This window comes from Mucilaginibacter sp. P4_E8, assembly GCF_056401495.1.
This window is the reverse complement of record NZ_JBFUJG010000068.1, coordinates 1-13,476: the sequence shown is the minus strand read 5'-3', so window position 1 is coordinate 13,476 and position 13,476 is coordinate 1. Positions and strand designations below refer to the sequence as shown.

The following is a 13,476-nucleotide window of genomic DNA, read 5'->3' as shown; positions in this document are numbered from 1 at the left end:
AACTAATTAATGAAAGCCTGTAAAAACAAAGTACTGATAATTATATTTCTCGTTTTAATTCAATCATCATTATACGCCCAAAAAACAGTTTTACCCCAACAAACCGACAGGTGGTCTATTCAGCATGACGGTAGCATCACCTGGAATATAAAAGACAGGTTACCACATTCGGATCATATTGAAATGTCGGGCGAAAAAGTATCCCTTTGGGTATCCTATGGTATTGATACCGCGGGAGTATCAAAAATTATCCGTACCGTAGTTTTTCCAACTTTCAGAATGCTTCCTGATGATACCAGGAGTCATATAGCTTATACTTTCGCAGATAACGAATTGCCTCGTATCTACATCAATAATAACTTGCTCCGAACCGATATTTCTAAACTGGATGAATCAGGTGGTACTGCTTTCCAGGTTAAAAGCATCAATCATCACGGCATTATGCGAATAGCAGCACAGGCAGGAAATCCGGCGCAGGTTAAAATTGAACGGAGCCTGTTTCCTTCGGTTGATAAACCTTTTGCTATTGAAAAGTTTGAGTTCACGAATATCAGCAGTAAACCTGTAACGGTTTCTATGGAGCATTTAAAGCGTGAAGTAACAACCGATACCATCCGTAGTAAATCATCGCCACATACGGTTATCATGGAATCTGTAAACGATGGCAGCCGCGTATTACAGCCTGGCAAATCAACTGTTTTTGCTGTGTGCTACCGGGCTACGGATCATCCTTCGTCTCCCATATCTATTTACCCCGAAGCAGAAGAGAACGCAAGAGCAAAACGGATAGCCGAAATTTTAGCGCCATTGCAACTGGTAACTCCGGACAGTATCCTGAATACAGCATTTGCCTTTGCCAAAATACGAGGCACAGAAAGCATTTTTAAAACAAAAGGCGGATATATGCACGGTCCCGGTGGCCTGTCGTATTATGCCGCTATATGGGCAAATGACCAGGCAGAGTATATTAGTCCGTTTTTTGCTTTTTCAGGCGATAGGATAGGGAACCTGTCGGCTATGAACTGTTACAGGCTGTTTGCTAAATACATGAACCCTGAATACAATGCACTACCCAGTTCCATAGTGGCAGAAGGTGATACCGTTTGGAAAGGGGCAGGCGACCGTGGTGATCAAGCTATGATCGCCTATGGGGCTTCAAGGTATGCCCTCACTTATGGTAATGCCGATTCGGCAAAGATGTTATGGCCTTTGATCAGCTGGTGCCTGGAATATAGTCGTAGGCACATCAACAACCAGGGAGTTGTTGAGTCAAAAAGCGATGAGCTGGAGGGCAGGTTCCCATCAGGTAAAGCTAATCTTTCTACCAATTGTTTGTATTACGATGCCCTGATTTCGGCAGCTTTGCTTGGCAAACAATTGCACATTTCAAAGGAGCAAACCAATAAATACACAAAACAAGCTGCTGAGCTTAAAAATAATATTGAAAAGTATTTTGATGCTAATATAGATGGGTTTGAAACCTACAGGTATTATGAAACTAATAATGTTTTGCGTGCCTGGATCTGCATGCCATTAACTATGGGGATTTTTGACCGGAGCCGGGGAACGATTGATGCTTTATTCTCGCCTCAGCTTTGGACAGCCGACGGGTTGGCCACAGAAGCCGGAAAAGACACTTTCTGGGATCGCTCCACATTATATGCGCTTCGTGGCGTACTGCAGGCAGGTGAAACAGAACGGGCGATAACGTTTTTGCATTATTATTCGCGCCGCAGGCTCCTGGGTGAACATGTGCCTTATCCGGTTGAAGCCTATCCCGAAGGTAATCAAAGACACCTTTCAGCCGAAAGCGGTTTGTATTGCCGAATATTTATTGAGGGGTTATTTGGGATGCGGCCAACAGGTTTTAATAGTTTTAACTGTACACCCAGATTACCAAAAAACTGGAACTACATGGCATTAAATAACATTCATTCGTTTGGGACAGTATTTGATTTGAAAATAATAAGACAGGCAAATGGTAAAATAATGATGAACATAATCGAAGGAAATAATAAACAATCCTATATCACTAAAGAAGGAGAAATGGTTCATGTTAAGCTATAGTTGGCCTTACTCCGTAAAACGTCATTTAAATAAAACGACAGCAAGACAGCAGGCAGTTTTGTGATCCACTAAAGGGAGTAAACTAATAAAGCGGCCTAAAGCCGCTTTATTAGTTATTATTTAAACTGATTATTTTTTATTGAGGTGAGCTCCATCCATCTCCCCAGCCGGTACCGCCCTGGTTTTTATTGTCTTTAATCAACTTGTCATATTTAACAGCCTGCTCTTTGGTTAAAACAGCTTTTATCTTGGTTATTGTTTCGGTGCGAAGCGGCTTTATGGCTACTAACATTTTAGCATTGTCACCGTGCTCAGCCGCCTTAATTTTATCAAATTTTTGCGACGACTCCTTGTAAATTGCTGAAATTTTACCGGTTTGTACATCAGTGAGTTTTAGTTGTTTTTGTAGTTCTTTTGCCTTTTCAACCGGGCCTACTGCAGCCGGGTGAGTTTGGGCATTAACTGCTGTTGCTAATCCTATGAACAAACAGCATAGTAATAAGATCTTTTTCATTGTTAAATGTTAATTTAGATGGTTTATGATTTAAATATAGTTTTTATTGTTTGGATATAAAAGCAGTGTTTATAGCAATGGCTAATTTGATTTGGCTGTCATGGGCATACAAACAGGTATGCCTTGTTTGTTTATAAAGGTTAGCTTTGCCAGTGATTTAACTTTATATTGCTTGATCCCTTCGGTAATATACAAAAATTGATTCGGTAAAATATTTTTAAAATATTGAACTGTTTTACTTCCAGCCCATTTTATCTCAATTTCGTCTATTGATTTTGCCTGACCAATCCCCATTTCCTGCTGTAGTGGCGATGCCCCGAAACTTCCGCCCGAGTTCACATCTTTGTACACACTTCTTTTAACTCCATTTTCAGTAAAAGTCACTTTTATATGGCTTCCTATGGCAGCTTTATTTGCTTTTACCCCCTCCAGCTTTAAACTTATCCAGTTATTATTCCCAATTCCCGGATTTAGGTATAATGAGCTGGTATAAGAATCCCCTTTATAGGCGCCTCCCATTTCAGCATAAATATCCTGTTGCCCGGTATTTCTCAGGTCGGCAAAGGCAATACCATGACCTTTTTGTAAATTACCTGTGCGGGAAGATGCAGTAATGTCAACAAACCTTTTTCCATTAATGTTTTTAAATAATTTATTAGGCACTAATGATTTAAAATCAGGATTGCCTGTGCCAAAATACATGTCCGGGTAACCATCATTATCAATATCACCAAAATTACCCCCCATGCTATAAACCACCTTATTTAATCCTGCTTCTGTAGTTACATCAGTAAAAGTGCCATCATGATTGTTTTTATATAAAAACACGTTACCAGCATTTGGAACAGGGTGTCCCAGTGCTTCGGCAGCGCTATAGTATCCCAGTGTTTGGTTAAATTGGTAATCGCTTACCAGTATATCCTGCCAGCCATCATTATTATAATCGTAAAACCAGGTGGTAAATGTTCTTTCTCTATTTTTGTCAAGGCCGGCTTTCATGGTAACATTTTCAAAGCTGATGGATTGTCCTGTTTTACCTTTATTCCTGAGCAGAAGTTTGTTGCCATTCATGGTTGAAATAAAAATATCCTGCCAACCGTCATTATCATAATCGGCAGAAGTTACCCCCTTTACAAAAGCGCTGATATTACAATGTGCCGATGCTGCAATATTGGTAAATGTTCCGTTGTGATTATTAATATATAATGCACTGGATGATGTATCCCTGTCCTGAGGTCTGTTCATACTTTCAGTACCTACAAAAACATCAAGCCAGCCATCATTATTAAAATCGGCCCAGGTAGCTGTTTGGGTAGGATGAAAAAACAACAGGCCGCTTGGTATAGTAACATCAGTGAAAGTCCCGTCACCATTATTTTTTAATAAAGAGCTGGGCTGATTACCAAAACTGCCACTAAGCCATGCCCCCCTCAAAATAAAGATATCAGGATTACCGTCGTTATTATAATCGGTTTGTTGAATGTTTAAGCCGCCAGTAATACCTTTTAGGCCACTTTGCCCGGTATGGTCACTAAAACTACCGTCTGCATTGTTTTGAAAATAGTGCATAGGATCACTCAGATCCCATCCCGACGTAATGATATCCAGGTACCCGTCATTATTAAAATCATCAATAATAACACCACCGGCCCTGCCTTTTATATCCAGCCCCAAACTACCAGCTATATCAATGAACGGTTTTACGCCGGAAACACTGTCAGAATTTAAATCAGGGATTAACAACTGCTTTGGTACCTTTTGCGGATATTCACCTAAAGTCATGTAAGCAATATTGATTAACCATCGGGATTCCAGGTCATACGGATGAACTCTTAAAATTGCTTTATAAACATCGATAGCTTTTCTTGAACCAGTTTCGATCTTATGGACACCATCATTCTTAATAGGGAAAATACATGATGAACCCGTATGATTAAGCATGCAGTTATTGCGCTCGCCCAAACGCATATAAGCTATACCTATGGCAGGCATTAATTCTTCCATTGACATGAAATCCATGCGGTCGATCAATTTTTCATAGACATTAACAGATTGCTCTTCCCGCCCGGCTTCGAGCAAAAGCGATGCTTTTGAAGACAGAAGATAGGAACCCTGATCATAGGCACCTGTATTGAGGATGGAATCGCAATAAGCTATTTTGGTTTCCTCATTAAATGGGTTTGCAATATTATAGCTCTGTTTATTAAGCCTTTGAAGTATTTCAATCATTTCCTGGTGCGAAGAGCTTTGACAGCAAACTAACATGGAAGCCCCCAGAAAAAGTATAATTGGCACTGCAATTTTGTTTTTCATACATTATTTTCAAAACCTTGATTTAGTTTAAAATTCAGGCCCCGGCATACAATACAGGGCCTGAGTTTTAAACCACTAATATTTTCCGTAACCAACATGGGCCATACGTTCACCCATTTCGGCATAAGCCTCATTTGGGCCGGGCGCCCAGGTACCCAGGCCGTCTACATACCGGTTAAACATGCAGAAGGCAGCTGCTATTAAAACGGTATCGTGAATTTCAGTATCTGTTGCGCCTTCTTCACGTGCTGCTGCAATATCCTCATCGGTTACATTTTTACCGTTCCCTTGTACCTGGTGGGCAATGTGTAATAGTGCCCTTAGCTTATCAGATACGGGTGTATTGGGTAAGCCTGCTTTAATATCATCAATAAGATTAAGGCCGCTTTTTAAATGAGCTGCTGCCGCCGCCGCGTGTGAAGTGTGGCAAAAGTGGCACTGGTTCCAGTAGGATACCGATGATGCGATGATCTCCCTTTCGCCACTGGTAAGGCTTGAAGGGCCACGTAATAGGGTTTCGGCCAGATCAAGTAATGGCCGTGCGGTTTCAGGCCGGTAGTTCAGCAAGCCAACAATGCCGGGTAATTCTTCGTTGTTTAATTTAATATGTGCCATGTTTTTATTGATTAATGATTTTGTAATTTTTCTGTATGGTTTATTTATAAACACTTGACTGATAGCCGTCCAGTGCTCGTTGAGGGGCACGGTCTACATAAAATTGCCGGTCCTGCGGCGCCCATGTCCCTAAGCCATCAACATAGCGGTTAAACATGCAAAAGGCTGCTGCTATCAACACGGTGTCATGTAGCTCCGTATCAGTTACTCCCGCCGACCGGGCATGATCTATTTGTTCGGCAGTTACGTACTTTCCTCCCTTTTGTACACTTGCAGCAATGGCTAATAATGCCTTCATTTTTGGCGATAGATCTGCTTGCTGAAAGTTTTCTTTTATCAGGTCAATATGCCTGATATTACAATCAAGGTAATGACCCGCTAAAGCGCCATGTACATTCTGGCAAAAAAAACAGTCGTTAAGATAGGATACATAAGTAGCTATCAGTTCACGTTCACCTCTGCTTAATGAATTTTCTCCTCTTAATAATACCTCGGCCAGCGCGTTTAAAGGACCTTCGGTTTCGGGCCGGTAAGCCATTAATCCCCGTATGCCGGGTAACTCATTATTTAATTCAATGTGTGCCATGGGTTTTTATTTAATGTTTGAATTTTTATAGCTTAGTTTTTAGTTGCCGGCTTTTCTCTTACAAATAATACCACCAGCAATCCTATAATAAATACGAGTGAAAAGGTAAATATCGCATTGCCATAACCACCAAGTGCTGATACCAGCACACCAACAAATAATACGGCCGATGCGGTAAATATGCGGCCTATGTTAAAGCAAAAGCCGGTTGCAGTTGCCCTGATACCGGTGGGGAACAATTGTGGTATGTAGGCCGATAATACCCCCTGACTTGCCCCAAAGAACAACGCCAGTACAGCAATTTCGACATAAATAACCGGGTTGAATACGGTATTGGTTTTAAACAATATGAAAGACATACCCGCGCATACTGCAAAACAAATAAGCATGGATCGCCGTAATGTTAACAGGTTAACCAGCCAACCCGACAGGAAACCACCGGTTAAGCCGCCCATGCCTAAAAACATCATGCTCAAACCACGCTCTTTTGCGGCATCGTGCATAGTGATGAGGCTTTGAACCCAGGTAGGCAGCCATGAAAATATGGCCCATAAACCAATCAGCATGGTGCCAAATGTTAACGATCCCACAATCAGTTCACGGCGGTGGCTGGCCGAAAGTAATTTATTAAGTGGATTGTTTTTATTAGCCTTGTCGTTGCGGTAGTTTAACCAGCTTTGTGATTCAGATAACAGCCATATGCCGCTAAGCGCAATTGCCAACGGAATAGCGCCAATCAAAAAACCCTCACGCCAGGAAGAAATCACGTAGTTTATTAAACCAGCAGAAAATATCCCTACCGGAAAAGCGATAGAAAGAATACCAATAACAACCGCCTTACTCCTGGCCGGCCAAACTTCGCTCACTAAGGTCATGGTGGTTACCAATACGCCGCCTACACCAAAACCACTCATGAAGCGGCATAGTACTACGCCCCACCAATTGGGCATTTGCCCGGTTAAAATGGTGAAAACCCCATAGCAGGTTACCGCCATGATCAGGGCTGTTTTACGGCCCAATTTATCGCTGATTACTCCCCAGGTAAAGCCACCGAATGCCCAGCCAAATATGAAGATGGCATTGATATAACCGCTTATTGAGTTTACCTCACCGGGCGGCAAGTTGCCTTGTAAATCTTTCACAACTACCGGCAGGTAAACAGACATCAGGGTTGATACCGTACCACCCAGGGCGCTGCTCAAAAAACATATCACGAATAATACCACCCGGTAAACCTTAGTGATATTTGTTGTGGGTTGGCTAACCCGCTCATCAATTACAATAGTGCTCATATTGGTTTATTTTAAAAGGTCATCAAATACAATAGAAACATAATATATGGCGCCAATGGCCGGTGAGCCGTAGGACTGGTAGATATGCTTATTGAAAATATTACTGCCACCCAGTTTAATGGTCGATTTTATTTTTGGCAGCCTTTTGCTCACTTGCAAATCAACCATGGAATAAGCGTCTACACGGCCAGGGCGGGTGCCGTTAAACGTTCCGTACCAGTCATAAGCGGTTTGCCAATGCCAGGCCATGTTAAAGCCAAAATCATTAATAACATTGCTGTTGCCAAAAGTGGCATTGGTGCTCCATTTTGGCGTATTAAATGCAGCTATATTATTTGGATTGGCATTACGCAGGTTAAAGGTCGATAAGGTACCATTACCGCCTAAAGCATAACCTTTGTCAAATAGATAGGTTAAACCGGCGCTTGCTCCTTGTGCCGATACTTTGTCTGGGGCATTAGTGTATAACTGGAACGCATGAACCTTGCCATTAGGGATATCACTCGCGGCCGCGGTATTGATACTTCCATCAGCAGCAAGAATAGGATTGTCGGGCTGTATAACTACGGTGTTAAGGATAAAGTTGGTATAGCTACTGTAATAGTAATTTACATCAACCAATAGTTTATCTGCAATTAAACCTTTATAACCCAGCTCAAAGGCTTTTTGCTGTTCGGGCCTAATGTAGGCTACGTTTGATTTTTTAAGCAGCCCTTTATTATTTGCAACTGCCTGCGGAAATGGTGTGCCGCTTTGCATAGCTGCTCCAAACGCCGCACCGAACGCGCTTACAGACGATGCAGTAAATGAGTTTTCATATACGTTTAACCCTTTGCTGTTGTTAGGCGCGCCACCCAAAATGGTGATAGGGCCTACATTGAGGTGGATAAACTGATCAACAGGGGTAGGGTTCCTGAAACCGGTTTGGTAGGATGCCCTGAAATTTTGGGTTTTATCAACTGTATATACTGCCGAAAAACGCGGGGTAAAGTTGCCTTTAAAGTTCTCGTTTTTATCAAAACGGAGGGAGGCTGTCAGTTTCAGATTGTCGTCAAATAACTTTTTTGCAGCCTGTATAAAGGAGCCATATTCCTTTATGGTTATCTTGTTGGTTTTATCATCAAACAAACTGCCATTGGTAAACATCCTGTAATCACGGAAACTACCGCCTGCAAGCAGTTCAAATATTTTTATGGCACTTGTAAAATCATACTGGCCTTCGGCATGGTAAAATTTACTGTTACTAAAAACCCCTGCTCCGCTCAACCCATAATTATGGATGGATGCATCTTTAGCAGTATTAAAAGCATTTGTTCCGGGTAAAAAGCGGCCCTGATCGGCAAATGTTCTTGCGGCGGCATTATTTTGGGCAGTCACACCGTTTACGTTTCCATTATAAGCCGCGCTGTAACGGGTGAACCAGGTATCGTCGGCTTTATCAGGTGTTACTACATTACCACTCAGATCTTTTACCCAACCACGATTGATGAATTGTGCCAAGGAACGGGTATTGTAGGAGTCATGAGAGTTTTCGGCAACGGAATATCCACGGATAAAAAAGTTGCTGCCTTTTAACTCTGCCCGGTGAGTTTGCAAGACAAAGTTATTAAGATCGAAACGGCTGCTGCCTGTATAGCTGGCAGTACCACGGCCATAGTTGTATTGGTAAATGGCCTCTAAATTGCTACTGATACGGTATTGAAGCGCGCCGTTGAGTTTAAGGCTGTATACGTTATAGTTCATCAGGTCCTTTTCTTCATAACCTGTTCTGGAAACAAGGCCTATGCCGGGCAAAGTGCGTGACACTTCATCGCCATAAATATTTAGCGCGTCGCGGCCGGGGTTATTAGGGCCACGCTGGGCAGGAGGTGTTGATGCGTTTACGTCGGTATAGTTATCCGCATACCAATCGCGGCCGGTAAGGTATGACGCGTTAATTTTAAAGGCAAATTTGTCATTAAACGCTTTGGCATATCTTGCCGCAAAATCGTAAAGACCTTGTGGTTTAACTGCTGATTCGCCGAAATGGTTCATCCCGGTTTTTACCTGAACCGTTAAGCCCTGATATTTAAAAGGGTCTTTGGTGTGCAGGGAAAGTAAACCGTTAAATGCCACAGGACCGTACAATGCCGAAGCAGCACCGGGAATCACTTCTGCGCTTTCAATATCAATATCTGATGCTCCAAACAAGTTACCTACCGAAAAATTGAGGCCCGGGGTTTGATTATCAACCCCATCAATCAATTGCAAAAACCTGGAGTTACCTGTGCTGTTAAAACCACGCGTGTTGATCTGCTTATAGGTTAGGCTGCTGGTTACCGCTTCAATGCCCTTTAAGCTCTGCAATCCATCATAAAAAGTGAAGGAGGGGTTTTCCTTTATTGCCTTAAGATTCATTTTTTCGATGCTTACAGGCGACTGCAAAATGCTTTGGTTAATACGTGTGGCGGCAGATACCACTTCGTTAAGCACAATAGCTTTTTGCTGTAGTTTTACGCTGATGCTGCTACCCAATGTAGTGATCTGCCTGTCAATGGGCTCATAACCCATGGCAGAAATGGTTATGGTAAAAGGTAGCTTTATTTTACTAATGGTTAAGGTATAATTACCCTTTGAGTCGGTTATAGTGCCGGCAAGTTTGTCTTTAACACTAATGCTTGCGCCGGCAAGAGGTTTGCCTGTAGTAGCATCGGTTATATTACCCGTTATTTGGGTTTCCTGCGCAAACAGGTTTATAGATGATAGTAGTAATAATATGATAAATAAAAGTTTTTTCATTGTAATTAGGGGGTTAGATTAATCAGGTTTATTTTTTAAGGTGATCATACCCTTGCGGTAGGCGGGTATAGCCATGATTTACCAGCCGTTCGGCCAGTACATTATAATAGCCGGCATCAACGGGCAAGGCTGTTGCCATCCCGTCTACATAGCGATTATACAGGCAAAACAGCGCGGCTATGAGTACCGTATCGTGAATCTCTATATCGGTAGCTCCCTCAGATTTTGCTTTTTCAATAATTTCGGGAGTTACCTGCCGGCCACTTTTGCCTGTGAGCGCGGCAATGGTTAGCAGGGCTTTCATTTTTTCGCTTACCGGCGCTGTTGCAATATCCTGTTTTACCATTTCGGCTGTGTTGTTTTCACCGATTAGCATATCAGCGGCGGCTGTATGAGCGGCAGTACAAAATTTGCACTGGTTACCAAAGGAAACTACTGTGGCAATTAGTTCGCGGTCAGCTTCGCTAAGGGTTGATGGTCCCCTGAGCAGGATCTGTGTAAGTTCGCGGATAGGTTGAGCTGTATCTTTACGGTATTCCAATAAGCCGGTTATGCCCGGCAGATGGGTTGCAAGAACTATGTGTGGCATAATTGATATTAAATTTGATTACAAGCGGGAGAGGGGCATGTAGTTAATTACAGGGTTAGACCCTCATATATATCTGTAAGTCGTCATCGATAATTGATAACAATCTGGGTGATATAAAAATAAGGTCTGCAATACCTTGCAAATCATGCTAAAGCATAACAATGCCTCAACTCCGAAAAATGAATTAATGAGAAGGGGGAATTAGCAGGAAAATTTAGGCGGTTGCTCCGGGATATCCAGGTGGGGGTGAACCAGTTGTAATACAGGTTGAAGAACAGGTTTAGCCAATGTTCTTACCTGGATAATTATGGCAAATTGTAATAAAGTGATATTGGAATCATCTTTTAGGGTGCCTTTACCATAAGGAATATGTTGTTTTTGAGGAACCTTAGTGCCGGCCATGTTTTTAGCCTGGATAATGTTTTTATCCGTTAGGCGTGTGGTTTTATAATTCGGAATACACATGAGGTATATCGCATTCCGGGTTATCTTCATTTTTACATAATTATAACTGGTATTCCCAAATTGCACCTGGCCCGAAATGTTTTCGTAACGTTTCCAGTCGGTAATGCCCGGCAAATTTGCAGGCAGTTTAACTTCGGTCAGATCATTTGAATTGTAAAGGCCCTTACGTGTTTGTTCGGTAAAAAAATGATCTGTTTTATATTCTAAATATTCATGAATAGCAAGGTAACCCCCTATGTTAAACAGGAAAACAGCAAGCAATATTAAGGCAATAAGCTTTTTCAATTGGTTTATACAAAGGGTTGCTTAAAGATGTGATTTTTAATGGGACTTTCAAAATTTAATTTTAAGTGTTTGCAATGACTATTGTGTCTCTTTAAATAATTTATTTGCCATCATCCAGTTAAAGCAACGGTCCATCCAACTGTCGGTAGTAGTAGCATTATGCATTCCAAATCCATGGCCTCCGGCCTCATAAATATGCATTTCAGCTTTTACATGGTTCTTTTTCAATGCATTATAATAATTTATGCTGTTAGCAACGGGTACAACATGGTCATCAGAGCAATGCACAATAAATGCAGGCGGCGTATCGGCAGTAACTTGTAACTCATTTGAATACTCCCTAACCTTTTCACCTGGCGCGTTTTCCCCAATTAATGCCTTTTTTGATCCTTTGTGTAATATACTGTCCTGAAAAGTGATAACCGGATAAATTAGCAATGAATAATCAGGTCGGAGGTTGGTGTTGGAAGCATTCTCGATCAAGCTTTTTTGGTAATGGGTTGATAATGTTGATGCTACATGCCCCCCAGCAGAAAAACCCATAATCCCAACTTTATTGGGGTCAATATTCCATGCGGGTGCATGTTCACGTATAAGTTTAATGGCTTGTTGGGCGTCTTGCAAGGGCCCTATCTCTTTTTTTACCATGGTGAGGTCATTCGGTAGCCTGTACTTTAACACAAAGGCGGCTATACCTTTTTTAACAAATTCCTGTGCAACATCTTTCCCTTCGTGATTTACTACCAGGTAAGCATATCCGCCGCCGGGACATATAATTACAGCCACACCATTCGCTTTTGATTTTTCTGGCAAATAAGCTGTAATAGTTGGTAAAACTACGTTGGTTACCTTGCCTCTTGCAGAAGTGCTGTCTGATTTTTCGGTTATGGCAGTAGGTTTTGAATTGGGTACTTCTTTGTAAAGCGGTATTACTGTTTGTGCTCTTACTTTTGGTTGAACCATTGTAATTATTAATGCAGCTACTGTTATTAAAATTGTTTTCATAAAAATATAATTGGGCTACAAACCTAATGTAATTTGTATATATGTCCAACATAATAATATATTAATAAGCAAAACGAACTCAGATCACCTACTTATTTCTCTTAAGAATTTTAAATTCGGTTTAGCCTGGATATTAAACGGAGTAACTGAACTATAACTTTAACCACGTGTCAGGTTGATTTATACACTTAACAGGGGCAATTAAATAGAAAACCTCTGCTGTATATATAAATTGCAATATATTCTTTTGTACAACATAAAATTAATACCATTTTTGATACTCAAAGTGTAATGGATTTATGTCGAAACAAATTGAATTAAATAAAGATCTCGGCCGTGTATCTTCTGATACGATGGCAGATGTGGTAGAATCGCGTTTACGCGACTATTTCAAGAAAAAATCTTTTAAACCAGGCGATGCCCTGCCTAAAGAACTGGAGCTTGCCGAAGCATTGGGGGTAAGTAGAAACGTTGTAAGGGAAGCTTTGAGCCGTTTACGGATGCTTGGCATGATAGAGTCGCGGAAGAAAAGAGGTATGATCTTATCAAGTCCGGATATTCTTGGGGCTTTTGAGCGTGTTTTAGACCCAATGATCATCACTGAAGAAACCTTGCAGGATTTATTTGAGCTCAGATTAGTGTTGGAAATGGGACTTGCCGATATTTTATTTATTAATCTTACCGAGAAACATTTGCATGAACTGGAGTTAATAGTTGATAATGAAATTAGAGACAGTGAGCAGATATTTCGTATTAAGAATGAAATTGCCTTTCATGGAAAACTTTATGAAATTGCCGGTAATGACACCCTTAAACGTTTCCAAAATATGTTATTGCCTATTTTCGGATATGTGTTAAAACTGGAAAAGGAACCGGTTTCTGGAAAAGTATCACATCATGATCTTCTGGATTTACTTAAACACGGTAATAAGAACGATTTCAGACATGGCATGTACGAGCATTTGAA

The 13,476-nt window shown here is 41.3% G+C and carries 11 protein-coding genes; 2 read left to right on the top strand and 9 right to left on the bottom strand.

The window, feature by feature from the left end; all coding sequences use genetic code 11:
* Positions 1–9: 9 nt before the first annotated feature.
* On the top strand, positions 10–2,067 hold the full coding sequence (locus AC1DRQ_RS20335; RefSeq protein ID WP_477426584.1) for a hypothetical protein: 2,058 nt from the start codon (positions 10–12) through the stop codon (positions 2,065–2,067).
* Between the two features lie 136 nt (positions 2,068–2,203).
* Here AC1DRQ_RS20335 and AC1DRQ_RS20330 read toward each other — a convergent pair whose 3' ends face one another.
* From AC1DRQ_RS20330 to AC1DRQ_RS20290, 9 genes are all read right to left on the bottom strand, one after another.
* A complete protein-coding gene (locus AC1DRQ_RS20330; RefSeq protein WP_477426583.1) occupies positions 2,204–2,581 on the bottom strand; it encodes a hypothetical protein in 378 nt (125 codons plus the stop codon).
* An 81-nt stretch (positions 2,582–2,662) separates the two neighbouring features.
* Positions 2,663–4,894 carry a CRTAC1 family protein gene (locus tag AC1DRQ_RS20325; protein WP_477426582.1) on the bottom strand — a complete coding sequence of 744 codons (2,232 nt, stop codon included), beginning with the start codon at positions 4,892–4,894 and terminating at the stop codon, positions 2,663–2,665.
* Positions 4,895–4,969: 75 nt separating this feature from the next.
* Positions 4,970–5,509, bottom strand: a complete 540-nt coding sequence (locus AC1DRQ_RS20320; protein WP_477426581.1) for a carboxymuconolactone decarboxylase family protein — start codon at positions 5,507–5,509, stop codon at positions 4,970–4,972.
* Between the two features lie 40 nt (positions 5,510–5,549).
* Positions 5,550–6,095: a carboxymuconolactone decarboxylase family protein gene (locus AC1DRQ_RS20315; RefSeq protein ID WP_477426580.1), complete on the bottom strand. Its 546-nt coding sequence runs from the start codon at positions 6,093–6,095 to the stop codon at positions 5,550–5,552.
* 32 nt (positions 6,096–6,127) lie between these two features.
* Complete coding sequence (locus AC1DRQ_RS20310; RefSeq protein WP_477426579.1) at positions 6,128–7,387, bottom strand: MFS transporter; 1,260 nt, start codon at positions 7,385–7,387, stop codon at positions 6,128–6,130.
* Between the two features lie 6 nt (positions 7,388–7,393).
* Positions 7,394–10,165 carry a TonB-dependent receptor gene (locus AC1DRQ_RS20305; protein WP_477426578.1) on the bottom strand — a complete coding sequence of 924 codons (2,772 nt, stop codon included), beginning with the start codon at positions 10,163–10,165 and terminating at the stop codon, positions 7,394–7,396.
* Between the two features lie 28 nt (positions 10,166–10,193).
* The gene (locus AC1DRQ_RS20300) at positions 10,194–10,754 is read right to left on the bottom strand and encodes a carboxymuconolactone decarboxylase family protein (RefSeq protein ID WP_477426577.1); all 561 of its coding nucleotides are present in this window, start codon (positions 10,752–10,754) and stop codon (positions 10,194–10,196) included.
* A 201-nt stretch (positions 10,755–10,955) separates the two neighbouring features.
* On the bottom strand, positions 10,956–11,504 hold the full coding sequence (locus AC1DRQ_RS20295; RefSeq protein WP_477426576.1) for a hypothetical protein: 549 nt from the start codon (positions 11,502–11,504) through the stop codon (positions 10,956–10,958).
* 78 nt (positions 11,505–11,582) lie between these two features.
* Positions 11,583–12,509 carry an alpha/beta hydrolase gene (locus tag AC1DRQ_RS20290; RefSeq protein WP_477426575.1) on the bottom strand — a complete coding sequence of 309 codons (927 nt, stop codon included), beginning with the start codon at positions 12,507–12,509 and terminating at the stop codon, positions 11,583–11,585.
* 299 nt (positions 12,510–12,808) lie between these two features.
* Between AC1DRQ_RS20290 and AC1DRQ_RS20285 the strand changes: the two genes are divergently transcribed.
* Positions 12,809–13,476: FadR/GntR family transcriptional regulator (locus AC1DRQ_RS20285; protein WP_477426574.1), on the top strand; the 668-nt coding region annotated here is incomplete at its 3' end.

Bases quoted from the DNA above. Each gene is read 5' to 3' on its own strand.
- AC1DRQ_RS20330 (WP_477426583.1), bottom strand. From the start codon at position 2,581: ATGAAAAAGATCTTATTACTATGCTGTTTGTTCATAGGATTAGCAACA.
- AC1DRQ_RS20325 (WP_477426582.1), bottom strand. From the start codon at position 4,894: ATGAAAAACAAAATTGCAGTGCCAATTATACTTTTTCTGGGGGCTTCC.
- AC1DRQ_RS20335 (WP_477426584.1), top strand. From the start codon at position 10: ATGAAAGCCTGTAAAAACAAAGTACTGATAATTATATTTCTCGTTTTA.
- AC1DRQ_RS20300 (WP_477426577.1), bottom strand. From the start codon at position 10,754: ATGCCACACATAGTTCTTGCAACCCATCTGCCGGGCATAACCGGCTTA.
- AC1DRQ_RS20305 (WP_477426578.1), bottom strand. From the start codon at position 10,165: ATGAAAAAACTTTTATTTATCATATTATTACTACTATCATCTATAAAC.
- AC1DRQ_RS20320 (WP_477426581.1), bottom strand. From the start codon at position 5,509: ATGGCACATATTAAATTAAACAACGAAGAATTACCCGGCATTGTTGGC.
- AC1DRQ_RS20290 (WP_477426575.1), bottom strand. From the start codon at position 12,509: ATGAAAACAATTTTAATAACAGTAGCTGCATTAATAATTACAATGGTT.
- AC1DRQ_RS20310 (WP_477426579.1), bottom strand. From the start codon at position 7,387: ATGAGCACTATTGTAATTGATGAGCGGGTTAGCCAACCCACAACAAAT.
- AC1DRQ_RS20315 (WP_477426580.1), bottom strand. From the start codon at position 6,095: ATGGCACACATTGAATTAAATAATGAGTTACCCGGCATACGGGGATTA.